Here is a 24,408-nt window from a genome sequence, read left to right on the forward strand (position 1 = left end):
CACGACTACTGCACGATCCATATGAAGCAGTGGCGACTTCTGCGGGCGGCCGGGAAGTCCATCACCGACTTCCTCATGGTCGTCCTCCACACAGATGACGGATGTGCTCGGTGACGCCGCGGATGCGGCACTGGTACGAGCATCTCCGTGAGGGCGGCTTGGGACATTCGCGGTGAGTGCAGAGCCGTTGGCGGTCAGCGCATGTTCCCACCGTGCCCGGTGTGGCCGGCGCCCCAGCGGATCGCGGCCGCGCCGGCGAAGTCACCCGCGTGGGCGAAACCGCTCAGCACCACCAGGTCGCCGTCCTTGATCTGACCCGAACGGATGGCGCGGTCCAGCGTGATGGGGATCGCAGCGCCGAACAGGTTTCCGCAGCTGTCGAAGGTGTCCGGGTGCCGATCTGCAGGCAACTGCAGCGCCTCGCGCCAGTTGTGCAGGAACGTGCGGTTGGGCTGGTTGGTCACCAGCAGGTCGATCTCCCTGGCGCTGAGCCCGAGTTGTCGGCACAGGTCCGTGACCACCTCAGGCACCAGGCGGTTGCCGCGTTCCAGGACCGTGGCGACGCCGGCCTCGGTGAAGCCGATCCGCAGCTGGGACTTGCCGGGCTCCCAGTACTTGCGGCCGTCGTCGAGCACCGCGGTCATGTCGCCGCCGTAGTCGCTGATGTGCCGGGTCACCACGCCCAGCACGGGCGCGGAGGCTGACGTGGTCAGGTATCCCACCCCGCAGCCGTCGCCGGGGATCGCGGCCTGGGCCAGCGGGCGAACCTCGGACTGGGTGAACAACTGGCCCGCGGCGCTCTGGGCGTTGCAGATCAGCGCCGTCCGCGCGTCGGTGCTGGTGAGGATCTGCCGGGCCAGTTCGAGCATGTGGACGAAGGACGCGCATCCCGCATTGGCCACGTCGATCAGGGATGTCGGCTTCAGCCCCAGCCGACGCGCCACCTCCGTTCCGGCGCCCACGAAAGGTGTGTCCGGGAGCTGACTGTGCATCAGCAAGACGTCCACGGAGCGGATCTCGTCCGCTCCGTGCCGCTCGATGAGCGGCTGAACCGCGCGCTCGACCATGTCCACATTGGTCTCGTCCGCGGCCACGTGGTGACGTAGCGGCGGGACTTTGAACATAGGGTTGTCCCGGAGCTTATCCTCCGCGCCGGGGTACTCGGTGTAGAACTCGGCGGGGACCGGGTTACCGGGCAGGTAGCCGGCGACGTCGGTGAGGCTGACCGTGGTCACCGCGTCACCGTCGCGCGGGGGGAGCTGCTGACCGGGAGACCGCGCTGGTGGCGGTGCTCCAGGATGGCTTTGAGGTTCGCCATCTCCACGGTGTGGCCGGCATAGAAGAGGTCCCAGTAGTCGCCCACCCACGGCCGGTCCGCCCGCGGGGAGAGGTCGGGGTACGGGTTCCGGTCGTAGTACGGGTGGCGGCAGTTGGTCCAGGTGATCACGGAACCGGGCTTGTCGAACACCAGCTGGGCCGGGACGACCCGCATCAGGTAGACCATCCAGAGCTTGTCGCTCTGGTCCCAGGAGCAGTGGAAGTCCACCGTCATGGCCTCGGCATTGGCCACCACCTTGCAGTAGATCCTGGTCTTCTCCTCCAGACGGTCGTCCCCAGCCCACAGGCCCGGGGTGCCGGTGGGCGCGAAATCCCGAAGGCTGAACGTCCACTCCTCCAGGTGGTGACCCTGGCGTAGGTACTCGTACGCCAGCTCCGGTGGGCAGTCGACGTACTCCTGAATCGTGCAGTAGCGACCGTAGACCTGCTGGTGCGGATAGGCCGGACGGGTCAGCTCCGCGCAGCGCGCCATCAGCTGCTGCAGATCGGTGTTCTCCACCCGGGTCAGGCCAGGGACGTTAGCCAACCGGTACGGGTCCGCGTTCATGGGAGCTCTCCTCGCTCTCGGCCGGCACCGGGCCGGCGACGTTCAGGAAGGGAAGGAACGGTGGTATCTCAGCGGGGTCGAAGTCGAGCGTGACGAAGGCGGGGCCGCTGTTCGTGTTGCTCCGCAGAAGCGCCCGGCGCAGGTGCGCGCCGTCGCCAGCCCGGGTCACGTCCAGGCTGGGGAACATCCCCGCCACGCCCGCAGCGATGTCGGCCGGGCGGAACAGATTGCTGCGATGCGGCGCTCCGAGGAAGATCTGCTCGCGAGTGGCACACATCGCATGTGCGTTGTTGTTGAAGATCACGAAGGTGACCGGCGCCGCGTACTCGACCGCCGTGTGCACCTCCATGCCGTGCATGAAGAACGCCCCGTCACCCGCGATCACGTAGGTCCGCTGCCCGGTGGCGAGGGCTGCGCCGATACCGGCGCCGAAGGTGTAGCCCATCCCGCCCATGCCGAGGGCCACCACGAAGCGGCCGTGGCGCGGGGCAGGCAGCAGATGGATCGCGCTGGCCCCGGCGTTCCCGGCGTCGACGAAGACGTGCGCGTCCGGCGGCAGGGCGGCCTCCACCGCGGCCACCGCCGCGGCGTAGGAGGTGGTGCCACGGCTTGTCGGCGGAGTCGGCAGAGGTGAGGGACCGGCGTGCTCCGGTGCCTGCCGCACACCGGCGTCGAGTCGGCCGGCGACCGTGCGCAGGCTGTCCCGCAGCGCGCCCCGCAGTGCGATCCCGGGCACGAACGGCGGCTCGGGGTCGATGCAGATCACCGGAGTCCCGGCCAAGGCGGGATCGAGCCCGCCGCGCGCGACCTCCGGCAGCCGGGTGCCCACCAGCAGGCAGACGTCGGCACGACGCAGGCAGTCCGTCACATTCTGATGCCCCATCACTCCGGCCACCCCGGCGAACCGGTGGTCATGGTTGTCGAAGACATCCTTGGCGTCCGGGGTGACCGCCACCCAGGCGCCGAGTCGGCCCGCCACCTCGGCCAGCTCCGCCCGCGCGCCCGACGCGGCCACCCCCTCACCGGCGATGACCAGGACCCTTCGCGCGCTCCGCAGCAGTTCCAGCGCTCGGTCCTGGAGCCGGGGCTCCGGCCGTGGTTTCGGTACGGCCGGAGCTGGCACCGGGTCCCGGACCGTGATCAGTGCCTGGAACACGTCCTTGGGCAGCAGGAGCACCGCGGGCCCCTTGGGGTCGGAGCCGGCCGCCGCGATGGCCTGCGGCAGCAGCTCCGCGATCGAGTCCGGGTCCTCGACCCGGGCGCAGAAGCGGGACACGGGAGCGAAAAGCTCCCGCGCGTCGAAGGAGCCCGCCCTGCCGCTGGTGTCCTGGAACGCGCCGCGGCCCTGCGACCCGGTGGGCGGCTGACCCACCAGTGCCAGCACCGGTACCCGCGAGGCACGCGCCTCCGCCAGGCCTGCCAGCAGATTGACCGCGCCACCGCCCGAGGTGGCCACGACCACGCCGATGCGACCGGTGGCCCGGGCGTGCCCGTCCGCCATGGTGGCGGCGGAGAACTCGTGCTTGGCCACGACGGTGCGGATCGGACTGTCCGCGGCATGGAGGGCGTTGTACAGGTCCTCGATGTTCGCGCCACCGACGCCGAACACATGACTGACTCCGGCTCCGGCCAGCTCTTCCGCGAGGTAGTCGGCGAGCCGGACCTTGCCGGGTGGACGGGCCTTGGCAGTCATACGGGACTCCTGTCCGCATGGTCGGGCCGCACGATGAGGCCGGACGGTGCGATGGACTGGAAGCGATGGCGGTACTCGTTCGGGCTCAGTTCGAAGGCCCGGCCGAAGGAGCGGAAGAAGGTCTCCGGGGCCGGAAACCCGCAGCGGCGGGCGATCTGATTGACCGGCAGATCCGTGGCCTCCAGGAGATTGCGGGCCCGGGCGATCCGCATCTGTTCGATGTACTGGCCGGGAGGCGTGCCCACCTCGCGCCGGAACACCCGGGCGAAGTTGCGCACACTCATATGCGCGCGCTCGGCGATCTCGGGTACGGGGAGCGGTTGGTCGAGGTTGTCCAGGATCCACTCCTGAGCGGCGCGAATGGGGGCACGATCGGCGAGTTGGGCCTCCAGAATCGTGCTGAACTGCGCCTGCCCTCCGTTCCGCTTGAAGTACAGCACCAGGAACCGTGCCATCTTCAGTGCGAACGCCGCACCGTGGTCGGCTTCGACCAGGGCGAGCGCCATGTCTATCCCAGTGGACACCCCGGCCGAGGTCACGAAGCGGCCGTCCCAGACGAAGATCGGCTCGCAGTCCACCGTCACATCCGGATACTGCTGAGCCATCACCTCGCAAAAGGCCCAATGAGTCGTGGCGCGCCGGCCTTTGAGCAGACCCGCCTCGGCGAGCAGGAAGGCCCCGCCACACACGGAGGCCACCCTGCGGGACCTGGCGGCCGCCCGACCGATCCAGGAGACCAACTCCCGGTCTCCCAGCGCATCCTTGAGACCCCATCCGCCGGGGACGAGGAGCGTGTCGATCGGCCCCTCTCCCGCTTCCAGCGGCTCGGCCTCGATCACCATGCCGGAGCAGGTCCGCACGAGCGGCGCGTCGGCCGAGACGAACTCGATCCGATAGCCGCCGGCCGACTCGCGGAGTTGCCGACTCACGGTGTCGAACACCTCGATCGGCCCCACGATGTCCAGTGCTTGCGCACCCGAATAGACCACCACCACAACACGTCGCTGAAGCATCGTCACAGCCTGTATCCAGCATGGGGTGTCCGCAATGACGGCTTGTTGACGAATTCGGCCACGCGGTCGGGCCGGGGAGTGTCGAACTTCTACTGACCTTGCATGTTCACGGCGAGTCAGAGGCGGCTGTGATGTTGGTCATAATCCCGGCCGTGCCCGGGCAGGGCACTGCCGCCGACCCGGATGACCGGGCTCCTCGGCCCTAATGGGGCCGGCAAGTCCACGACGATGCAAATGATCCTGGGCCCGGACGGTGCGACTGCCGACAATGCCATCCATGCAGATCACGGCCCTGCCGGGTGACTGCGGCATGATGATCACTCGTGTTGCTTCGCCTCGCCTACCTGGCCGTCACCAATGCCTTCGCGGCCATGCGGTTGCTACCGATGAGCGACCGCGAAAGGACACGGAGATCTTCAGGCTGCGAAGCCACCCCCATGGGACTCTCGGGACCGGCCGGGGCCCCGTCAACCGGCCCAGTGGCAGAACGCCTCGATCCACTGCGCACCTTCGGGCGCGGGTGACGGAAGGGGAAGGTCGAGGATCCCGATCGCCTGCCGATGCACCCCACGGGAGCAGACGGCCACAATCTGACTGCCACGGAGATCAACGGCTTCGACGACGACCGCCACCCCGAGCACCACCGTCTCGAAGGGGACAGCCAAGTATTCGTCGATCATCGCGTGCCAACCGGAGGGCGCTTCGTCCTCGTCGTAGCAGTCGACCGTGGCTTCCTCGGCCATCGCCTCGAGCTGTGCTCTGCTCATCGTGCTCATGGCGGCAGAGCGTATCCAAGGTGTCGCCATCCGATGGTGGGAAGCAGAGAGCTCGTCTCTCCGCACCGGGCCAGCTCGGCGGCTGAATGTGAATGCGGTGAGGCGGGGGGTAGGTGTTTCACCGGACGATCGCGGAACGCGCGAATCAGGCCGGCCAGGCGGCTGATGGCTAGCTGTGAAGCAGTTCCCGGCGCCGCAGTGAAGCAGTCCCGAGACGTTCAGAGCCAGCGGCGGACCCTGCGCCGGTACTTGGCATACTCGTCGAACCGGAAGGCGAGGTACTCCTCCTCCCGCTCGATGACCAGCCGCTGTACCGCGAACAGCACCAAGGGCAGGTCGATCAGCGGCCACCACGACCCCGCCAGCAGTGCGCCGCCGCACTGGGCGAGAGCGAGCCCGGTGTACATCGGGTTCCGCGAGACCTGGTAGACGCCCGTGGTCACCAGCGTGGACACAGCGTGGTGCGGCACGATCGTGCTACGCCGTCGCAGGATCTCCCGCGCGCCGCCGGCCGCCAGCACGGCGCCCCCGACGACGGCCACGGCGCCGAGCGCGCCGGTAACCGGCCGCCCGCCAAGCGGCAGCGGTACCCTGCGATGCAGCGCCATGCCAGCGGCGAATCCGCCGACGTAGTACAACGGCGGCGGAATGGGGAACACCCGCGCACCACCGCCGCCGTTCTCCTGCTCCTGTTCGGGGGCGCTCACACCCAGCTCCTCTCGCCCGGCCCATACGGCGTGCCCGGCAAGCGGCACGCTTCACGGCCGACCGGGGCCATCTCCCATCTTCCCCCGCTCGCACACCCACCGCCTACGGGGGCGACCCGCCGTTGTCGGCCTCCAACGGCTCGAGGAGGCGCCCAGCCGACTGGGCAGCGCGGATCGCCCGTTGCTCGGGCTGGGGCAGTCCCACTGCCAGAAGTTCGCGCACTCGGCAACCCGTTCGACGCACAGGCCCGCCGATCTGCCTCCGATAACGAAGGCCAGTCCGGGCCCAAAGCACTACGAGAGCGTTGCGCGCACTCAGGAGTCCGACTCCCTGTCGGCTGTGGACCGCTCCACCTGACTGCGGGTGGCCCTGGATCCTGTCGGCGCAAGCGTTGTGGCGACGGGGAATTGTCGCAGGCCAGGACTGATGACGTGGGCCGGGAGTGGTGTGATTCACCCGTTCGGGGTCGTGGGAGATGTGCGGCTGCTGCCTGCTGACGGTCTGGGAGAGGACGCTGGCTCGAGAGGGCAGTGCGCCGGGCGGAAGAAGGTGAGGGCTCATGGCCTGGTCTGTGGTGGCCGAGCAGTCCGCGATGCCGGGAGTGGACGTCCTGGCGGCGTGGGCGGATCGGTGTCGCGAGACGGCGGCGCCCGCCGCGGCCAGGGGTTTGCGATTCGCGTTCTACGGCAGGGTCTCCACTGAGGAGCATCAGGATCCCGCCACCTCGCGTGCCTGGCAGCTGCTGCGAGCTCAGGCCCTGATCTGCGGGCACGGTCGGATTGTGGCGGAGTTCTTCGATGTCGGCCACAGTCGTGCCCTGCCCTGGGCCCGCAGGCCCGAGGCCGCCGCGCTGCTGGCCGCCCTTGCCAATCCCGACCGGGACTTTGACGCGATCGTGATCGGATCGAGCGAACGGGCCTTCCACGGCAACCAGTTCACCGTGATGGCGCCGCTGTTCGACCACTACGGCGTCACCGCGTGGATACCGGAACTGGGCGGCGCTGCGGATCCCAAGGTGGCCGGGCACGAGGAGCTGATGGTGCTGCTCGGGATCCTCGCCAAGCGTGAGGTCACCCGGGCCCGCATCCGGGTCCGAAACGCCATGACCGTCCAGGCCCGCGACCAGGGCCGGTATCTGGGTGGCCGGCCTCCGTACGGCTATCGCCTGGTGGATGCGGGGCCGCACCCCAATCGGGCACTGGCCCGCCGCGGCGTGCGCCTGCAGCGCCTCGACCCCGACCCGCACTGCGCTCCGACCGTGAGGTGGATCTTCGCCCAGCGCCTGGCCGGGCACAGCATCGCCAGGATCACCAGGGCCCTCAACGACGCGGCCATGCCCTGCCCCTCGGCGGCCGACCCGCAGCGCAACCCGCACCGGACCGCCGAGCAGTGGACGCTGACCGCGCTGAGGGCCATCCTTGCCAACCCCCGCTACACCGGCCGCCAGGTCTGGAACCGCCAGCGCACCGACCACGAACTGATCGACCCGGACAACACCACCCTTGGCCACCGCGACGTCATGCGCTGGAACACCCCCGACGACTGGGCCATCTCCCACAAGCAGGCGCACCCGGCGCTGGTCAGCGAGGCCGACTTCGTCGCCGCCCAGCACGTCCGGGCCTCCCGCGAGGTAACGCCGGGCCGCGCATATCGGCTGGCCGGGATTCTGCGTTGTGGTCTGTGCGGCCGCCGGATGGACTCCCACTGGGCCCATCAGCGCCCCGGCTACCGCTGCCGACACGGCCACAACAGCGCCACCACTCCGCATCCCGACCAGCGACGCAACGCGTACGTGCGTGAGGACCTGATCCTGGCCCACCTGCCAGCCCTCGTCCTGCGCCTCAGAGCTGCCGTCGCGGGCATGGCCGACGAGCCGCCCACCGTCCTCGAGGCAGCCGAGTACCTGCGTGCCAGGGGTATCACGCTGACCTACGACGCCGGGGCCAGGACCCTTACCGCCGACACTGAGCGAGCCGAGAGGATCCTGATTGGCTGAGACATGCGACGAGCTGAGGACGATACGGAACGACGAACGCCCAAACCTGGCCGAAGGCCTGGAACGGGCGCCGATTCACGGTGCCCGGAAACCAAGCACCGTGGGGTAAGAGTGTGTCCGAGGGGGGACTTGAACCCCCACGCCCCGAAGGGCACTAGCACCTCAAGCTAGCGCGTCTGCCATTCCGCCACCCGGACCGGGTGGTCATCGCGCCGTCTCCGTCGCGCTGACGTGGATAACCATAGCAAAGATCAGCCAGGGTTCCGAACGGGTTACCGGGGGCTGGACCTGCGGTGACGTGGGTGCGGTCGCGGGTGGGGGCTTGGGATCGGAGCGTGGAGGGGAGAGGATGGCGGGAACGTGCCGGAACGTCCCCGGGGGTGGAGTGACGGGGCCGCTTCGGCGACCAGCAGAGAGGCGGAACACCGTGAGCGAGACGAATCCGACCCGGCCGGCCGGTCAGGTGACAGGCGAGAGCGAGGTCGCCGAGCTGTGTCGTGACCTGATCCGGATCGACACCAGCAACTACGGCGACGGCTCGGGGCCGGGGGAGCGTGCCGCTGCCGAGTACGTGGCGGAGAAGCTCGCGGAGTTCGGTCTCGAACCGCAGATCTTCGAGTCGGCGAAGGGCCGGGCCAGCACGGTCGCTCGGATCGCCGGGGAGGACCCCTCCCGTCCGGCGCTGCTGATTCACGGGCACACCGACGTCGTCCCCGCCAACGCGGACGACTGGACCCACCACCCCTTCGCGGGCGAGATCGCCGACGGCTGCGTCTGGGGCCGTGGCGCCGTGGACATGAAGGACATGGACGCGATGACTCTCGCGGTCGTCCGCGACCGGCTCCGTACCGGCCGCAAGCCTCCGCGTGACATCGTGCTGGCCTTCCTCGCGGACGAGGAGGCGGGCGGCGTCTACGGGGCGCGCCACCTGGTCGACAAGCGCCCCGGGCTGTTCGAGGGTGTGACCGAGGCGATCGGCGAGGTCGGCGGCTTCTCCTTCACCGTGAACGAGAATCTGCGCCTCTACCTGGTGGAGACCGCGGAGAAGGGGATGCACTGGATGCGCCTCACCGTGGACGGCACCGCGGGCCACGGTTCGATGACCAACAAGGACAACGCCATCACCGAGCTGTGCGAGGCCGTCGCCCGGCTGGGGCGGCATGAGTTCCCGGTGCGGGTGACCAAGAGCGTGCGGCACTTCCTGGACGAGCTCTCGGATGCGCTCGGGGTGGAGCTGGATCCCGAGGACATGGAGTCCACGCTCGCGCGTCTCGGCGGCATCGCCAAGCTGATCGGCGCGACCCTGCGCAACACCGCCCAGCCGACCATGCTCGGCGCCGGGTACAAGGTGAACGTGATCCCCGGGCAGGCCACGGCGCACGTCGACGGCCGCTTCCTGCCAGGCTTCGAGGACGAGTTCCTGGCCGAGCTGGACAGCGTTCTCGGCCCGCGGGTCCGGCGCGAGGACGTGCACTCCGACAAGGCGGTCGAGACCAGCTTCGACGGTGCGCTGGTCGAGGCGATGCAGATCGCCCTGAAGGCCGAGGATCCGATCGCGCGGGCCGTCCCGTACTGCCTCTCCGGCGGTACGGACGCCAAGTCCTTCAGCGAGCTGGGCATCCGCTGCTTCGGGTTCGCTCCGCTGCGGCTGCCGCCGGACCTGGACTTCGCCGGGATGTTCCACGGCGTGGACGAGCGGGTGCCGGTGGACGGCCTGACGTTCGGCGTGCGCGTGCTCGACCGTTTCATCGACGCCTGCTGAGAGCTCGCCGCGAGACCGACCGAGCACTGAAATCCGATTCGGCCCGTCACCCCCTCGCCGGGGTGGCGGGCCGTTCGCGTTCCCGGGAAATACCGGAATGGCGCAGTCCCTTCCGCCAGTGCTCTTCGCCATCGCTCAGGCGTGCGTACGGATCACCGTTGAGGGTGAATGGCCGAGGGCGCTCGTACCCCATTTGCCGCAGCGTCGTTCACTCATATGCAGCCCGCCGAACGGGTTGCGACGTCGACAAGGAGGACATTATGCAGGTCAAGAAGATCGTTGCGATTGCCGCAGCTACCGGTGGTCTGGTTCTCGCCGGCGCGGGGGTCGCGACCGCCCACGGCTCTTCTGCCGAGGGCGCTGCGGTGGGGTCCCCGGGCGTTCTCTCCGGCAACCTGATCCAGGTCCCGGTCCACGTCCCGGTGAACGTCTGCGGTAACACCATCAACGTCATCGGGCTGCTGAACCCCGCGTTCGGCAACAGCTGCGCGAACTACTGAGCGTCTTCCGGATGAATCCGGACCTCTAGTCACTGTGGTCCCGGGAGGCGAGCCATGCCTCCCGGGGCTGCGTCGTTCGCTGGGCGTATCTCCTCGGTGCCAATCCGGTGGTGGACCTCACCCGGACGAATGAAAGGCGCAGAAAACCATGAACTGAGGCCCCGCCCTCTCGTTACGTGAATCGTCACGCGAGTGCAGGTCACGGTCTCGTACGGAATAAAAGACAAACTGAGGGCAGGGCAATCCATGCGACAAGCTGCCAAACGCGGACTTCTCACGGTCATGGCGACCGGGAGCGTTCTTGCGTCCACCGCAGGCTATGCCTATGCGGACGCCGGAGCCGTAGGCGCGGCGGGTGACTCGCCGGGCGTCGGATCCGGCAACACCGTGCAGGCCCCCATCGACATCCCGGTGAACGTCTGCGGCGACACGATCAACGTGGTCGGTGCACTCAACCCGGCCATGGGCAACAACTGTCAGAACAGCTCGCGCCGCAGCGGCTCCGGCGGCGGCGCGTCCGCCCACGGAAGTGCCAGGCACTCGCCGGGCGTCGGATCCGGCAACACTGTGCAGGCTCCCATCGACGTTCCCGTGAACGCCTGCGGCGACACCGTCAATGTCGTCGGCCTGGGCAACGGAGCCTTCGGCAACCAGTGTGAGAACCACAGCCACGGTCACACCCCGCCTCCGCCGCCGAAGGACGTGTGCCCGCCGCCGCAGGACAACCACCCGCAGCCCCCGCCGCCAGAGCAGGGCAAGCCGCCGGTGACAGTCCCGGGCGGGCAGCACCACAGCCCGCCGCCGCCGGAGATCACGCCGCCGGTTCAGGTCAAGCAGACGCATCACATCACGCAGAGTCCGCCGCAGGCCGTGCTGGCCTCGACGGGTGCGGGCGACACGATGATGCTGCTTCCCGCAGGTGCCGCGATGGCGCTGGGCGGCCTCCTGCTGTACCGCCGCTCACGCGCCGGGCAGGGTTAGGCGCACCAGGCGTCGAGCCGCAGCGAGGGGTGGTGCACTCCGGAGATCCGGAGTGCACCACCCCTTCGACGTGCGCGGTCTCGCCGGGTCCGGTGAGACCGGTGTCAGTCGTCAGTCCGGGAGCAGCGACCAGGTGCGGACCTGGCGGATGATCTTCCTGCGCAGGACGACCTTGCGGCGGCCGTCGGGATACAGGCGCAGCCGGTCGAGCTCCCAGTGGCCGTATTCGGCCTGCTCGGTCAGCAGGCGCCTCGCGTCGTTGCGGGAGACGTCGCGTGCGAGCAGGAGCGATCGGAACTCGTACTCGGGCTGTTGGACGATCTTCGGTGCGGCCAAGTGACTTCCTCCTGCAGAACGCTCTGGGACAAGCCTACGACGGGTCCGGCCGGTGACCGGTCGTACCGCGACTGGTCGGGCCTGCGACTGATCGGATCTGACAGGGGTTCAGCCCGTTGCCGAACCTGGTCCGGCCAGGTTCCCACGAACCCCGGCCGAGGGACAGAGCCCCGGTGGTCCCGTCGCACGGAAGGGTGAGCTTCGAGCCGGTTCGAGACAGGCGGAGGCTGGATCCGGTGGCCCGTCGGGACCCGCTTCGGGTGCAGATCCACCTGATTCGGACGCGAGCGGATAACTTCTGTGCACTTCGGGCCCAACTGCGGATAGCGTCTGCATCATGCCTGATGTCGCGCAGCCCCCCATCGCCGAGGTACGTAGCGCCGCCGAGGCGGTGAAGGCCGCCATCGACCGCCATCTGGCCGCTGTCGAAGCCCGCACCGGGGAGAACGACCCCGGTGTCGTCGCCGCCTACGAGGCCCTCGCTCGCGCGGCCGATGCCTATGACGAGGTCCTCTACGACGCCTACGACGAGGTCACGCCGTTCGAGGTGCCGCACGACAGTGATCTCAGCCGCTACGCCGACCCGGACGACCCGGAGGCGATCAGTGTGCTGATCCGCCGGGACTACCTGATCACCGATCCGCTGCGGCTGCGGGCTGCGGCACTCCGGATCGACGGCACCACCGCCACCGACCCCGGACCGGTCTCGGCCAGCGTCGCCGGCGCTCTGGGCGCGCTCTTCGGCGAGTACGAGCCGGACGAGATCGCCTCCCGGGCCGAGGAGTTCGGCCTGGAGGAGGGGGACTCCACGCTCTGGGTCACCGCAGCCGACCCGGCCGAGCCCGGGGAGTGGCTGGCCGAGCCCTTCGACGAGGCCGACCCGGACCTGCTGATCTGCCGCTTCGACGTCAGCGAGGTCTACGACGACGAGCTGGAAGCGCTCGATCCGGAGCGCTGAGTCCGCGGCGTCGCGCAGGCGCAGGCGCGGGTGTAGGTGTTTGCGTAGCCGCAGGCGCCCGCCTGCGGCTACGCACCGCCCAGATCTGCCGCCTGTTCGACCAGCACGCCGCGCAGGCGCGTCGTCCGGGGCTGTGCCGGTGTCGAGGTCACGGCCTGTGCCAGGGCCGGGCCGACGGCGTGAACCACGGACAGGTGCTGCTCCGCCCGGCTGAACGCGGTGTAGACCCACTGCCGGGTCAGCTCCGCCGCCGCGTCCGGCGGCAGCAGCACGACAACCCCGGGCCACCGTCGCCCGGCGGCCTGATGCGCGGTCAGCGCCCAGCCGTGCCGGACGGTGCCGGCCACCTGCTCGCGCGGCACCCGGACCTCCTCGCCCTCGCAGTCGAGCAGCAGCCCCTGGGGCCCGCCCGCGCGCACCGTCGCCGGACGGGCCACTCCAGGCGCGGGGGAGTGGACCACGGCATCCGCGGGATCGAAACCGCCGAACGCCCCGGGGCCCGGGTTGAAGCGCTGCTTGAGCGCCGCATTCAGTGCCCGGGTGCCGGCGGGGCCGCCGTGACCGGGTGTCAGCACGCGGACCTGTTCGGCCGGGATGCCCAGAGCTCGCGGGATCGAGTCGTGGACCAGTTGCAGCGTGCGGTGCACCGCCTCCGCGCCGTCGTTGGCCGTGACGATCACGACCTCCTTGCCGGGGGCGTCGACCGACAGCAACTCGCCGACACCCACCCCGGACGCGAGCTCACCGATCGGCCCGAAGTCCGGTGTGCGCGAGGCCACCACAGGGCAGGTCTTCGAGGCCAGCACGTCGGCGAACACCCGGCCGGGACCGGCCGACCAGAGCTCGGCGGGATCACCGCTGAGGACCAGCCGTGCTCCGTCCGCGATCGACTCCACGAGCGTCGCTGCCGCCTCCACGTCCAGGGCGGGGGAGTCGCAGACCACCAGCAGATCCAGTGCGAGCGTCCCGTCGGGGGCGCGGCCGGGCCCTTCCACGCCGCCCAGCAGGCCGGCCAGGGTCACCGCCTGCTCGTCGCCCAGGCGTCGTCGGCCGTCTGCGGTCGCCGCGGCGACCCAGGCGCGCAGGCCGAGCGCTCGCGCGGCCCGGACCAGGGCCACCGGCTCGGCGCGGGCGGCCTCACCGCCCGTGTGCAGGACGAGACCCGCCTCGGCGACCGCGCGGATGAGGGCGGCGGCGGAGGGGGAAGGCGCGGCACCGGCGGCAGCCGCCCAGTCCAGCGCGGGTGTGTCGGACTCCACCTCGGCGTCCGCTTCTGCGTCGCCCCCAGCTTCGGCATCGGCTTCCGACCCGTCGGCGTCGCCCCCTGCCTCGGGATCGGCTTCGGGATCGGCCTTGGGATCGGCCTTGGGATCGGCGTCGGCGTCGGTGGAGGCGGCCGGGTCGCCCTCGAAGGTGGAGATCAGCCGCATCAGACCGTCCGCGAGGCTCTCCTCGGCCAGGGCGAGCCGGTCGAGCGCGAGCAGCACCCGGGTCGGCGGCTCCCCGTCCTCCTCCTCGTCCGCACCTGCGCGAGGGCTCCCGGGCTGCTGCAGTTCCTCCTGGAACGCGAGCACCTGACCCTCGGCCAACACGGCGGCCAGTGCGTCCGCGGGGTCGGCGACGCCCTGCTTCTGCAGGCTGTCGCTGATGTCGGTCAGGCTGACCGCAGTGTGACCGCGCAGCGCGGCCCGTTCCAGCATCCAGACCGTCAGGGCCTGCGCCCTGCGCGGGTCCTCGGGTCCTCCGGCGCCACCGAGCAGGCCGCGGGCGAAGGCGTCGGCGTGCTCGGGACGGACACCGGGGACGGCCAGGATCGCCCACGGGTCCTCGCGCAGCAGGGCGGGGGCGCCCTCGCCGAGCGTGGCGACCGTGGCGGAGAGCAGTTCGGCCGGGGCGCCGCCCGCGGCGAGCACCTCGGCGGTGGCCCGAAGCGCCTCGGCGCGGCCCGCGTCGGACGTGGCCGACGACGGTACCGAGGTCGCAGCGGAGGTCGCAGCCGACGTCGCGGAGACGCCCTCGGCGGCACGCGGCGTCCCGGTGTCACCCCCGATCGCCCGGATCGCCTCGGCGAGCTGCTCGGTCGACGGCACAGCCTGCCTGGTGGGCGTGGGCGTGGGCGTGGGCGTGGGCGGTTCGGGCGCTGCGGACGCCAGGGGCCGGGCGGCGTTGTCGGTGCCGGATGTCTGTGTCGGCTCCACGGTCACAAGGCGCTCCAGTCCTGGTCGGGGTAGAAGTGGATCGGCGCGGAGATGTCGTCCAATGCGCGGCAGATCTCTTCGGGGAGCGTAAGGGACTCCACTGACAACGCCGCCGAGAGCTGCGCCGCGTTGCGGGCACCGACGATCGGGGCGACCACCCCCGGCCGGTCCCGCACCCAGGCGAGAGCGACCTGCAGCGGGGTCGCGGCGAGCCCGTCGGCCGCCGTCGCGACCGCGTCAACGATGCGCCGACCGCGTTCGTCGAGGTAGGGCTGGACGAACGCGGAGAAGTACGGGGAGGCGCCGCGCGAGTCGGCGGGGGTGCCGTGCCGGTACTTGCCGGTGAGCACGCCGCGCCCGAGCGGCGAGGCGGCGAGCAGGCCCATGCCGCTGTCCAGCGCGGCCGGGAGCACCTCGCGCTCTATGCCGCGCTGCAGCAGCGAGTACTCCATCTGGGTTCCGGCGAGCGGCGTGCGGCCGGGTGCCGAACGCTGCCAGGTGGCTGCCTTGGCGAGCTGCCAGCCGCAGAAGTTGGACACTCCGACGTAGCGGGCGCGCCCGGAGGACACGGCGAGGTCCAGCGCGTGCAGGGTCTCCTCGGTGGGGGTGTCCGGGTCGTAGGCGTGGACCTGCCACAGGTCGAGGTAGTCCGTGCCCAATCGGCGCAGCGAGGCGTCGAGCGCGGCCAGCAAGTGGCCGCGCGAGCCGTCGAAGCGCCGATCCCGGTCGGGAACGCTGCCCGCCTTGGTGGCGATCACCAGCTCGGAGCGCGGGACGAACTCCTCGATCAGCCGGGACAGCAGGTACTCCGCGCCGCCGTCCGCGTAGACGTCGGCGGTGTCGACGAGGTTGCCGCCGGCCTCGACGAAGGTCTTGAGCTGCTCCGCGGCGTCGAGCTCGTCCATGTCCCGGCCCCAGGTCATGGTGCCGAGGCCGAGCCGGGAGACGCGGAGCCCGGTCCGGCCCAGGTGTCGCAGTTCCATGTCCGGTGAGCGTAGTGGGCCCGGGGGTGCGTGCGATGCAGGCCACAGCTCTGTACTCACCGGTAGCTTCCGGCTCCTGGCGCGGATACAGTCACGGGGAAGCCCACACCAACGGAGGCAGCACCGTGCGACTCGGCATCAATCTCGGCTACTGGGGCCTCGGCAACGACGCCGACAACATCGCCGTCGCCCAGGAGGCGGACCGGCTCGGCTTCGCGGTCTGCTGGGCCGCCGAGGCCTACGGCTCGGACGCCGCGACCGTCCTGGCGTACGTCGCCGCCAAGACCGAGCGCATCGACGTCGGTTCGGCGATCTTCCAGATCCCGGCCCGCACGCCCACCATGACCGCGATGACCGCCGCCACCCTGGACACCCTCTCCGGCGGCCGGTTCCGGCTGGGCCTCGGCGTCTCCGGACCGCAGGTCTCCGAGGGCTGGTACGGCGTCAAGTTCGACAAGCCGCTCGCCCGTACCCGCGAGTACGTGGAGATCATCCGCAAGGCGATGGCGCGCGAGCGGGTGGTGCACGACGGCGCCAACTGGACGCTCCCCCTGCCCGGCGGCCCCGGCAAGCCACTGAAGCTGACGGTGCACCCGGTGCGCGAGCACATCCCGCTCTACATCGCCGCCATCGGCCCCAAGAACCTGGAGCTCACCGGCGAGATCGCGGACGGCTGGCTCGGCATCTTCTTCGCCCCCGAGCAGGCCGAGCTGTCGCTCGAACCGCTGCGGGCCGGCCGCGCCAAGTCCGGCCTGACCCTCGACGGCTTCGACATCGCGCCGAACGTGCCCATCGCGGTCAGCAGGAGCGACAAGCCGGAGGACCTGCAGGAGGCGGCCAACCTGTTCCGCCAGTACACCGCGCTGTACGTGGGCGGCATGGGCAGCAAGGACCAGAACTTCTACAACCGGATCACCCGGCGGATGGGTTACGAGCAGGCCGCCGACGAGATCCAGGAGAAGTACCTCGCCAAGGACTACGCGGGCGCCGCGGCGGCCGTGCCGCAGCAGCTGATCGACTCCACGACGCTGATCGGCACCCGCGACCGCCTCGCCGACCGGATGCAGGCGTACGCCGCGGCCGGGGTCACCACGCTGAACCTCTCTCCCGGCGGCTTCACACTGGAGGAGCGGGTCGAGGCGCTGCGAACCGCCGCCGAGGCCGTTGAGCAGGCCGGACTGGCCTGACCGAGTCCGATCACGGCACGGCACGGCACGGTCCCGGCCGCAGCGGCGCGGCACAGCGTCAGCGTGCGGTCGGGACCAGCCGTCCCAGCAGTTCCCCGAAGGCGACCAGCCGATCGATCTGCCCGGGGCCGCCGTCGTCCAGCGACTTGCTGAAGCGGAACGCCTCCGGCCGGAACCGCGCCGTGCCGCTGCCGCCCTCGTCCGGGGGCACCGCGCTCAGCTCCTGCACCGCGCCCGTGGTCACCACCACGTACACGCCCCGCCGGATGCCCGCCGCCGGGCCTTCCCGCCCGACCAGCGTGCGCATCCCCACGTGCCGGACCTCGGACAGCGGCAGGACCTGCACCGAGGAGTCGAGCACGGTGCCGCCGGGCGCGGCGCGGTCCTCGACCTCCTCGCTGTGCCACAGCACCAGCCGCCGCCCGTCGCAGACCGCCGCCTCCTGCCACACCGAGGCCCCGGCCTCGGTCAGGTCCACCACCCGTTCCAGGGTGAATCCGCGCACCCGTCGCCGCCCCAGCATCCCGCCGATCGCGGCCAGTGCCACGTCCGGATGCAGGAAGTAGGCCCGTGCCGCATCCTCGAGTCGCGCGTACGGAGACCAGTCCCCTGCGGGCAGCCCTGCCGAGGGCCCGGCCTCGACACGGCTCCGCGTCACCCTGCTGAACATCGCCGCCCCCTCAACCGCCCCGCCCCCGGCTCGAAACCCTACCCAAGTGCGCCGACACCCGGCTGCTGATCGGACCCGGGTCCCGTTCGACCCAGCCCCGTCCTGCCCGAGGCGCGGTCCTGCCGCCCCCGTACGCTGGAGCCATGCCGACCCTGCTGCTCGTACGCCACGGACGCTCGACCGCCAACGCCGCCGGGATCCTCGCGGGCTGGACGCCCGGCGTGAACCTCGACGAGCACGGCGAGCGGCAGGCGAAGGACCTCGCCGAGCGGCTCGCCGCCGTGCCCCTTGCCCAGGTCGTCAGCAGCCCCCTGGACCGCTGCCGGCAGACCCTCGCCCCGCTGCTGCAGGCCAGGGCCGAGCTGACCCAGCGGCTAGACGAGCGCCTCGGCGAGTGCCGCTACGGCGACTGGACCGGCCGCCCGCTGAGCGAACTCGCCGCCGAGCCGCTGTGGCGGACCGTCCAGGCGCACCCCTCCGCCGTCGTCTTCCCCGGACCGGAGGGGGAGTCCATGCGCGAGCTCAGCCACCGCGCCGTCGACAGCGTCCGCGAGTGGGACGCCGAGGTGGAGCGCGAGCACGGCGCGGACGCGGTGTGGCTGGCCTGCAGTCACGGCGACGTGATCAAGGCGATCGTCGCCGACGCGCTGGGCCTGCACCTGGACAACTTCCAGCGGATCTCGGTCGAGCCCTGCTCGGTCACGGTGATCCGCTACACCCCCCTGCGGCCCTTCCTGACCCGCCTCGGCGACACCGGTGACCTCAGCGGACTCGCCCCCCGGGCGAGTGCCGAGGGCGACTCGGAGGCGGCCTCGGCGGCAAGTTCCGCGGACGCCGTGATCGGGGGAGACACCGGAGTGCGCTAGCACGTGGGTAGGGTTGACTCGAACAGCGACGTCCAGATCTGGAGCAGCCCCGTGCCCCGCCAGGTGTTCTTCTATGACCCGCCCGAGCGATTCGTGGCCGGAACGGTCGGCGAACCGGGCCAGCGTGCCTTCTACCTGCAGGCCAGCGCCCGCGGCCGGGTGACCAGCGTGCTCCTGGAGAAGTCCCAGGTCGCGGCGCTCGCCGAGCGGGTCGAGGAGTTGCTTGACGAGGTCGTCAGACGCAGCGGCGGCAGCACCGCCGTCCCCGCTGTGGCACCCGCCGAGCTCATCGACAGCGCTCCTCTCGACCAGCCGGTGATGGAGGAGTTCCGCGTCGGCACCATGGCACTGGCCTGGGACGAGTCCATCGACCGGCTGATCGTCGAGGCGCAGGCGCTGATCGAGGTCGACCCGGAGGGCAACCCGGACGAGCAGGACCTCTTCGAGGACGACGAGAACGGGCCGCCGATGCTGCGGGTCCGCCTCAGCGGCGCCATGGCCCGGGTCTTCGCCAAGCGCGCCCTGGAACTGGTCTCCGCAGGACGGCCCCCGTGTCCCTTCTGCAGTCTTCCGCTGGACCCCCAGGGCCATGTGTGCCCCCGTCAGAACGGATACCGGCGCTGAGCACCGCCGCGGCCGAACAGCCGCCAGAGGCCGACCCGGTCGCCTCCGCCGCCCTCGCCGCCGACCCCGACCGGGCTCTCGCACTGCTGCGCGCAGGCGAGCTGCGGATCCACGGGCGGCTCACCGAGGCCTCCAACGCCGCCTTCTACTGCAGTGTCAGCAACGGTACGGACGAGGCCGTCTGCGTGTACAAACCGGTACGGGGGGAGCGTCCGCTGTGGGACTTCCCCGACGGCACGCTGGCCGGCCGGGAGGCCGCCGCATACCTGGTGTCGGCCGCGACCGGCTGGGGCCTGGTGCCGCCCACAGTGCTGCGGGACGGCCCCTTCGGCGAGGGCATGTGCCAGATCTGGGTCGAGGCCGACCCGGACGCGGAACTGCTGGCACTGCAGGACGCCGAGGAACCGGAGCCGGGCTGGCGCGCCATCGCCAGGGCCGAGGTGGGACGCGGCCGGACCGCGCTGCTCGTCCACGCCGAGGACGCCCGGCTGCGCCGGCTCGCGGTCCTGGACGTGGTGCTCAACAACGCCGACCGCAAGGGGGGCCATCTGCTGCCCGCTGTCGACGGCCGCCTCTACGGCATCGACCACGGAGTGACCTTCGCCGTCCCGGGCAAGCTGCGGACCCTGCTGTGGGGCTGGGCGGGCGAACCCCTGGACGAGGAGGCGGTAACCGCGCTGACCCGCCTGGGCGAGGAGCTCGCGGGGGCGCTCGGCAAGGAGCTCGCGCCTCTGCTCACGTCCGCCGAGATCGCGGCGATACGTACGCGTGTCGCCGAGCTGCTGCGCACCCGACTGCACCCGGAGCCCTCGGGTGACTGGCCCGCCGTCCCCTGGCCGCCGATCTAGCGATCCGGCGGTATCCAGCCATCCGGCGAGCGCGGCAGAGTAGGCCACATGCCTTGCGATGTTGGAAGTTGAGGTTTATTCAGGCGATCCTTGCTGGTTTCTGCGCGTTGTGTTGACGCTTTCTGGGGGGTCCTGCTCTACTCCGTTGGGTTCGGATCGGCCTGCCCAAGGAGGAGTAGATGCCGCGTTCTGCCCCGAGAGTCCTCCCCACCCTGCTCGCCGCGATCACTCTGGCCGCAGCCGGGCTCGGCAGCGGAACTCTCGCCCAGGCTGCCGCGCCCAGGTCCCCTGCCGCAGTTCCCGTCGCCGCAGTGCCCGTCGCCGCGCTGACGACCGGTCAGGCGCCGTCGGCCCACACCGTCAGCTACGACGGCTACTCGCTGATGATCGACGGCAGGCGCACCTACATCTGGTCCGGCGAGTTCCACTACAGCCGCCTGCCCAGCCCCGGGCTGTGGCTGGACGTGCTGCAGAAGATGAAGGCCGCCGGTTTCAACGCCGTGTCGATCTACTTCGACTGGTCCTACCACTCGCCCCGGCAGGGCGTGTACGACTTCTCCGGCGTGCGCGACGTCGACCACCTGCTCGATCTGGCGGCCCAGGCAGGCGTCTACGTGATCGCCCGACCCGGCCCGTACATCAACGCCGAAGCCGACAGCGGCGGCTTCCCCGCCTGGCTCGACGCGCTACCCGGGCGCGACCGCAGCACCGATCCGACCTATCTCGCGGCCGCGGACGAGTGGCTCAGCCACATCGACCCGATCCTGGCCCGGCACCAACTCACCAACGGCACCGGCACGGTGATCACCTACCAGGTCGAGAACGAGTACTACAACGGCTCGGCCGCGGGGCGCGCCTACATGTCCCATCTGGAGGCCAAGGCCCGCGCCGACGGCATCACCGTGCCACTGACCGGCAACAACAACGGGACGTTCAACAGCGGGCCCGGCGCCCTGGACATCGACGGCGCCGACTCCTACCCGCAGGGCTTCAACTGCTCAAGCCCCACGGTGTGGCGCGGTGTTCCCGACATCTCCTACGACCATCCGGCCGGCAAGCCGCTCTACACCGCCGAGTTCCAGGGTGGTTCCTTCGACCCGTGGGGCGGCCCCGGCTACGACAAGTGCCGCCAACTGACCGGTGCCGACTTCGCCGGCGTGTTCTACAAGAACAACATCGCCGTGGGCGCCACCATGCAGAACTTCTACATGACCTACGGCGGCACCTCCTGGGGCTGGCAGGCGGACCCGAGCCAGGTGTACACCTCCTACGACTACGGGGCGCCCATCACCGAGTCCCGGCAGCTCACCTCCAAGTACCAGCAGGACAAGCTGATCGGCTACTTCCTGCAGAGCGTCGCCCCGATCACCAAGACCGACCCCCTGGCCGCGGCTCCACCCACGAGCGCCGCCATCGTCGACACCGCGCGGATCAACCCGGACGACGGAACGCAGTTCCACGTCCTGCGGCACGCCGACTCCACGTCGACCTCGACCGACTCCACCCACATCGCCATCCAGCTCGGCGCCCATGCCGGCTACACCTACGACGACGCCGACTCCGCGCTGCAGTACGCGGGGACCTGGTCGCACGTCGGCCCGTCGGCCGGCTACACCGGCGGCGAGTACCGGCAGACCGAGTCGTTCTCGGACACCGCCGGCGACAGCGTCACCATCCCCTTCACCGGAACCGCAGTTCGCTGGATCGCCTCCAAGGCGGCGAACCACGGCCTGGCGGACGTCTACCTGGACGGCGTCAAGACCACGACCGTGGACGGCTACTCCTCCGGCACCGTCAACCAGCAGATCGAGTACGCCGCCGCCGGTCTCGGCAACGGCCCGCACACGCTGAAGATCGTGGTCACCGGGCAGAAGAACCCGGCCGCGAGCGGGACCTTCGTCTCCGTCGACGCCGTGGACCTGCCCCCGGCCGGCGCCAGGTACTACCCGAGCGTCCCGCAACAGCCGGGGACTTCACTGACGTTCGCCGGACGCGACTCCAAGACCATCGTCGCCGACTACCAGCTCGGCGCGACGCACCTGCAGTACTCCACCTCGGAGATCATGACGCAGGCTCAGATCGCGGGCCGGGACGTCGCCGTACTGTACGGGCGCGACGGCCAGGACGGCGAGACGGTGCTCAACTACCTGGCCCAGCCAACCGTCTCGGTGCTCTCCGGCAACGTCCTGAGCAGCTGGGACGCCGGAACCGGCGACCTGCGCCTGAACTACACCCACACCGGCCTGTCCAGAGTGCTGATCACCGGCGGAACCCGGCCGCTGCTCCTGCTGCTGGGCACCGACCAGACGGCGGAGCAGTTCTGGCAGGCGCAGACCGCCGCCGGGCCGGTGCTCGTCCACGGCAGCGATCTGCTGCGCACCGCCTCCACCCAGTCCGGCAGGCTGGTACTGACCGGTGACAGCACGTCAGCCGCGCCGATCGAGGTCTTCGCGGCCGCCGCCTCCGCCATCACCTGGAACGGCAGGCATCTGCAGACCCGGCTGACGGCCAGCGGCTCGCAGTTGAGCACGGTACCCGGCGCGACCCCGGTCGTCCTCCCCGCGCTCACCGACTGGAAGCACGCCCAGGAGTCGCCCGAGTCACAGCCGGGCTTCGACGACTCCTCCTGGCAACTTGCCGACAAGTCGACATCCAACAGCACCACCACTCCCGGCACGCTCCCGGTGCTCTTCGCCGACGACTACGGCTTCCACCACGGCGACGTCTGGTACCGGGGCCGCTTCCGCGCCACCTCGGCAGCGAACGGGATCACGCTCTCCGCGATCACCGGACGTGCAGGCGTCTACTCGGCGTGGCTCAACGGGGTCTTTCTGGGCAGCAGCAGCGACTCGGCGCACACCTTCGCCTTCCCTGCGGGAGTCGCGCGACCCGGTGCCGACAACGAGGTGTCCGTGCTGGTCGAGAACATGGGCCACAACGAGGACTACACCTCCGCCGACAGCAACAAGGAGGCGCGCGGCCTGACCGGAGCGCTCGTCAGCGGTGCCCCGCTCAGCACCGTCACCTGGAAGCTCCAGGGGAACCGGGGCGGCGAGAACCTGGTCGATCCGGTGCGCGGTCCGATGAACACCGGCGGCCTGTACGGGGAACGCGCGGGCTGGTCACTGCCCGGCTACCCCGACGGCAGCTGGACATCTGTCACGCTGCCCACCGCCGACCCGACACCCGGTGTCTCCTGGTACCGCACCACCGCCACCCTGAACCTGCCCAAGGGACAGGACACCTCGGTCGGAATCAGGATCACGGACGACTCGACCCGGCACTACCGGGCGCTGATCTACGTCAACGGCTGGCAGCTCGGCCGCTACGTCAACGACGTCGGCCCGCAGCACGACTTCCCCATCCCCAACGGCATCCTGAGGCCGAACGGCGCCGACTCCATCGCCATCGCGGTCTGGAACACCGACGGCAGCACCGGCGGTCTGGGAACGGTGTCCCTGGAATCCTTCGGCTCGACCACGTCACCGCTGCAGACGGCTCCGGTCGACAGCCCGCACTACAGCAGCAGCACCTACGCCATGCCCAAGGCCCACCAGGCCACGCTGGCACTGGACGCCCCCGACACCGTCACCCCGGCCGCCGGCTACCAGGTGTCGACGACGTTCACGGTGCCCGCCGGCGCCCCGGCCGCTTCTCAGATCCACTTCGGCCTGAAGCTGCCCGCCCTGTGGACGGCGACGCCGACCACGCCCACCACGATGAGGCAGGTCGCGAGTGGCGGGACGGTGACGGCCGGCTGGCAGGTCACCGTCCCGAGCGGCCAGCTGCCCGCGTTCTCGCAGCTCACCGCCACCGCGGACTACCACCAGCAGGGCAGGTCCCAGCAGCTCGCGGACGCCAGGGACGTCCGAGCCGTACCGGCCGTGCCCACCGCGGACACGGACGTCAGCGCGCTTCCGTTCTTCTCCTCCAGCAACGGCTGGGGCCCGGTCGAGCGCAACACCAGCAACGGCGAGCAAGCCGCCGGAGACGGTAAACCGATCACCATCGGCGGCATCGTGTACCCCTCGGGCCTGGGCACCAACGCGGTCAGCGACGTGGCGCTCTACCTCGGCGGCCACTGCTCCCGGTTCACCGCCCAGGTCGGCGTGGACGCCGAGGTGGGCGGAGCGGGCTCGGTCACCTTCAGCGTCGTCGCCGACGGACGCACCCTGGTGACCACCCCGGTGATCAGGGGCGGTGCCGCAGCGACGAGCATCGACGTCGACACCACCGGCGCGCAGCTGCTGGACCTGGTCGTCGGGGACGGTGGTGACGGCAACGGGAACGACCACGCCGACTGGGCCAACGCGCGGGTCCACTGCACCTGAGCGCGCCCCGAGCGCGCCCCGAGCACGCCGTGAGCACGCCCGCGCGCCGCTTGCGCAAGCCCCGCGCGCGGCCTGCGAAGCCGACGCACCATC

Annotated in this window: 21 protein-coding genes and 1 tRNA gene; 11 read left to right on the forward strand and 11 right to left on the reverse strand. The window is 70.6% G+C overall.

Annotation, left to right across the window (positions count from 1 at the left end; translation table 11 throughout):
- Positions 1-194: 194 nt before the first annotated feature.
- Genes ABIA33_RS21015 through ABIA33_RS21030 form a run of 4 tightly spaced genes read right to left on the reverse strand, consistent with a single transcriptional unit; the run spans position 195 to position 4,591 of the window.
- Positions 195-1,235, reverse strand: a complete 1,041-nt coding sequence (locus tag ABIA33_RS21015; protein ID WP_370083885.1) for a ketoacyl-ACP synthase III family protein — start codon at positions 1,233-1,235, stop codon at positions 195-197.
- Positions 1,232-1,885: an SRPBCC family protein gene (locus ABIA33_RS21020; protein WP_370083886.1), complete on the reverse strand. Its 654-nt coding sequence runs from the start codon at positions 1,883-1,885 to the stop codon at positions 1,232-1,234. The genes ABIA33_RS21015 and ABIA33_RS21020 overlap by 4 nt, the downstream gene beginning before the upstream one ends.
- A complete protein-coding gene (locus ABIA33_RS21025) occupies positions 1,857-3,578 on the reverse strand; it encodes a thiamine pyrophosphate-binding protein (RefSeq protein ID WP_370083887.1) in 1,722 nt (573 codons plus the stop codon). The genes ABIA33_RS21020 and ABIA33_RS21025 overlap by 29 nt, the downstream gene beginning before the upstream one ends.
- Entirely contained in the window at positions 3,575-4,591 is a 1,017-nt protein-coding gene (locus tag ABIA33_RS21030) for a GlxA family transcriptional regulator (protein WP_370083888.1), read from the reverse strand. Before ABIA33_RS21030 ends, ABIA33_RS21025 begins: the two co-directional genes overlap by 4 nt.
- A 168-nt stretch (positions 4,592-4,759) precedes the next feature.
- Here ABIA33_RS21030 and ABIA33_RS21035 point away from each other — a divergent pair, with 168 nt between their 5' ends.
- The gene (locus tag ABIA33_RS21035; protein WP_370083968.1) at positions 4,760-4,894 is read left to right on the forward strand and encodes an ATP-binding cassette domain-containing protein; all 135 of its coding nucleotides are present in this window, start codon (positions 4,760-4,762) and stop codon (positions 4,892-4,894) included.
- A gap of 164 nt (positions 4,895-5,058) precedes the next feature.
- On the opposite strand, the gene ABIA33_RS21040 is transcribed toward ABIA33_RS21035, so the two are convergent.
- Both ABIA33_RS21040 and ABIA33_RS21045 read right to left on the reverse strand, forming a co-directional pair.
- Positions 5,059-5,367, reverse strand: a complete 309-nt coding sequence (locus tag ABIA33_RS21040; RefSeq protein ID WP_370083889.1) for a calcium-binding protein — start codon at positions 5,365-5,367, stop codon at positions 5,059-5,061.
- A gap of 218 nt (positions 5,368-5,585) precedes the next feature.
- On the reverse strand, positions 5,586-6,074 hold the full coding sequence (locus ABIA33_RS21045; protein ID WP_370083890.1) for an isoprenylcysteine carboxylmethyltransferase family protein: 489 nt from the start codon (positions 6,072-6,074) through the stop codon (positions 5,586-5,588).
- Positions 6,075-6,634: 560 nt separating this feature from the next.
- Between ABIA33_RS21045 and ABIA33_RS21050 the strand changes: the two genes are divergently transcribed.
- The gene (locus ABIA33_RS21050) at positions 6,635-8,071 is read left to right on the forward strand and encodes a recombinase family protein (RefSeq protein ID WP_370083891.1); all 1,437 of its coding nucleotides are present in this window, start codon (positions 6,635-6,637) and stop codon (positions 8,069-8,071) included.
- Positions 8,072-8,185: 114 nt separating this feature from the next.
- On the opposite strand, the gene ABIA33_RS21055 is transcribed toward ABIA33_RS21050, so the two are convergent.
- Positions 8,186-8,268 (reverse strand) — tRNA-Leu (locus ABIA33_RS21055).
- Positions 8,269-8,498: 230 nt separating this feature from the next.
- On the opposite strand from ABIA33_RS21055, the gene ABIA33_RS21060 reads away from it, so the two are divergent.
- The 3 genes from ABIA33_RS21060 (at position 8,499) to ABIA33_RS21070 (ending at position 11,314) form a co-directional block, all read left to right on the forward strand.
- Positions 8,499-9,833, forward strand: a complete 1,335-nt coding sequence (locus tag ABIA33_RS21060) for a M20/M25/M40 family metallo-hydrolase (protein ID WP_370083892.1) — start codon at positions 8,499-8,501, stop codon at positions 9,831-9,833.
- Positions 9,834-10,093: 260 nt separating this feature from the next.
- Entirely contained in the window at positions 10,094-10,333 is a 240-nt protein-coding gene (locus ABIA33_RS21065; RefSeq protein WP_370083893.1) for a chaplin, read from the forward strand.
- A gap of 282 nt (positions 10,334-10,615) precedes the next feature.
- On the forward strand, positions 10,616-11,314 hold the full coding sequence (locus tag ABIA33_RS21070) for a chaplin (RefSeq protein WP_370083894.1): 699 nt from the start codon (positions 10,616-10,618) through the stop codon (positions 11,312-11,314).
- A gap of 111 nt (positions 11,315-11,425) precedes the next feature.
- Here ABIA33_RS21070 and ABIA33_RS21075 read toward each other — a convergent pair whose 3' ends face one another.
- Positions 11,426-11,635 carry a DUF5703 family protein gene (locus ABIA33_RS21075; RefSeq protein ID WP_370083969.1) on the reverse strand — a complete coding sequence of 70 codons (210 nt, stop codon included), beginning with the start codon at positions 11,633-11,635 and terminating at the stop codon, positions 11,426-11,428.
- Between the two features lie 352 nt (positions 11,636-11,987).
- On the opposite strand from ABIA33_RS21075, the gene ABIA33_RS21080 reads away from it, so the two are divergent.
- Entirely contained in the window at positions 11,988-12,608 is a 621-nt protein-coding gene (locus ABIA33_RS21080; RefSeq protein ID WP_370083895.1) for a hypothetical protein, read from the forward strand.
- Between the two features lie 68 nt (positions 12,609-12,676).
- On the opposite strand, the gene ABIA33_RS21085 is transcribed toward ABIA33_RS21080, so the two are convergent.
- Together ABIA33_RS21085 and ABIA33_RS21090 are read right to left on the reverse strand one after the other, a co-directional pair.
- Positions 12,677-14,812, reverse strand: a complete 2,136-nt coding sequence (locus ABIA33_RS21085) for an ATP-binding domain-containing protein (protein WP_370083896.1) — start codon at positions 14,810-14,812, stop codon at positions 12,677-12,679.
- A complete protein-coding gene (locus ABIA33_RS21090; RefSeq protein ID WP_370083897.1) occupies positions 14,809-15,789 on the reverse strand; it encodes an aldo/keto reductase in 981 nt (326 codons plus the stop codon). Before ABIA33_RS21090 ends, ABIA33_RS21085 begins: the two co-directional genes overlap by 4 nt.
- A 125-nt stretch (positions 15,790-15,914) precedes the next feature.
- Between ABIA33_RS21090 and ABIA33_RS21095 the strand changes: the two genes are divergently transcribed.
- The gene (locus tag ABIA33_RS21095; RefSeq protein ID WP_370083898.1) at positions 15,915-16,976 is read left to right on the forward strand and encodes an LLM class F420-dependent oxidoreductase; all 1,062 of its coding nucleotides are present in this window, start codon (positions 15,915-15,917) and stop codon (positions 16,974-16,976) included.
- A gap of 58 nt (positions 16,977-17,034) precedes the next feature.
- Here the strand turns inward: ABIA33_RS21095 and ABIA33_RS21100 are convergent, their stop codons facing one another.
- Entirely contained in the window at positions 17,035-17,634 is a 600-nt protein-coding gene (locus tag ABIA33_RS21100; protein ID WP_370083899.1) for a hypothetical protein, read from the reverse strand.
- A 155-nt stretch (positions 17,635-17,789) separates the two neighbouring features.
- On the opposite strand from ABIA33_RS21100, the gene ABIA33_RS21105 reads away from it, so the two are divergent.
- The 4 genes from ABIA33_RS21105 to ABIA33_RS21120 all read left to right on the forward strand — a co-directional run bounded on the left by ABIA33_RS21105 (position 17,790) and on the right by ABIA33_RS21120 (position 24,315).
- Entirely contained in the window at positions 17,790-18,512 is a 723-nt protein-coding gene (locus ABIA33_RS21105) for a histidine phosphatase family protein (RefSeq protein ID WP_370083900.1), read from the forward strand.
- 51 nt (positions 18,513-18,563) lie between these two features.
- Entirely contained in the window at positions 18,564-19,136 is a 573-nt protein-coding gene (locus ABIA33_RS21110) for a DUF3090 domain-containing protein (RefSeq protein ID WP_370083901.1), read from the forward strand.
- Positions 19,137-19,219: 83 nt separating this feature from the next.
- On the forward strand, positions 19,220-19,984 hold the full coding sequence (locus ABIA33_RS21115) for an SCO1664 family protein (protein WP_370083970.1): 765 nt from the start codon (positions 19,220-19,222) through the stop codon (positions 19,982-19,984).
- 179 nt (positions 19,985-20,163) lie between these two features.
- Positions 20,164-24,315, forward strand: coding sequence for a beta-galactosidase (locus tag ABIA33_RS21120; protein WP_370083902.1), 4,152 nt, complete (start codon positions 20,164-20,166; stop codon positions 24,313-24,315).
- The last annotated feature ends 93 nt before the right edge of the window (positions 24,316-24,408 follow it).

Source organism: Streptacidiphilus sp. MAP12-16 (assembly GCF_041262165.1).
In the GTDB taxonomy this organism is placed as follows: domain Bacteria; phylum Actinomycetota; class Actinomycetes; order Streptomycetales; family Streptomycetaceae; genus Streptacidiphilus.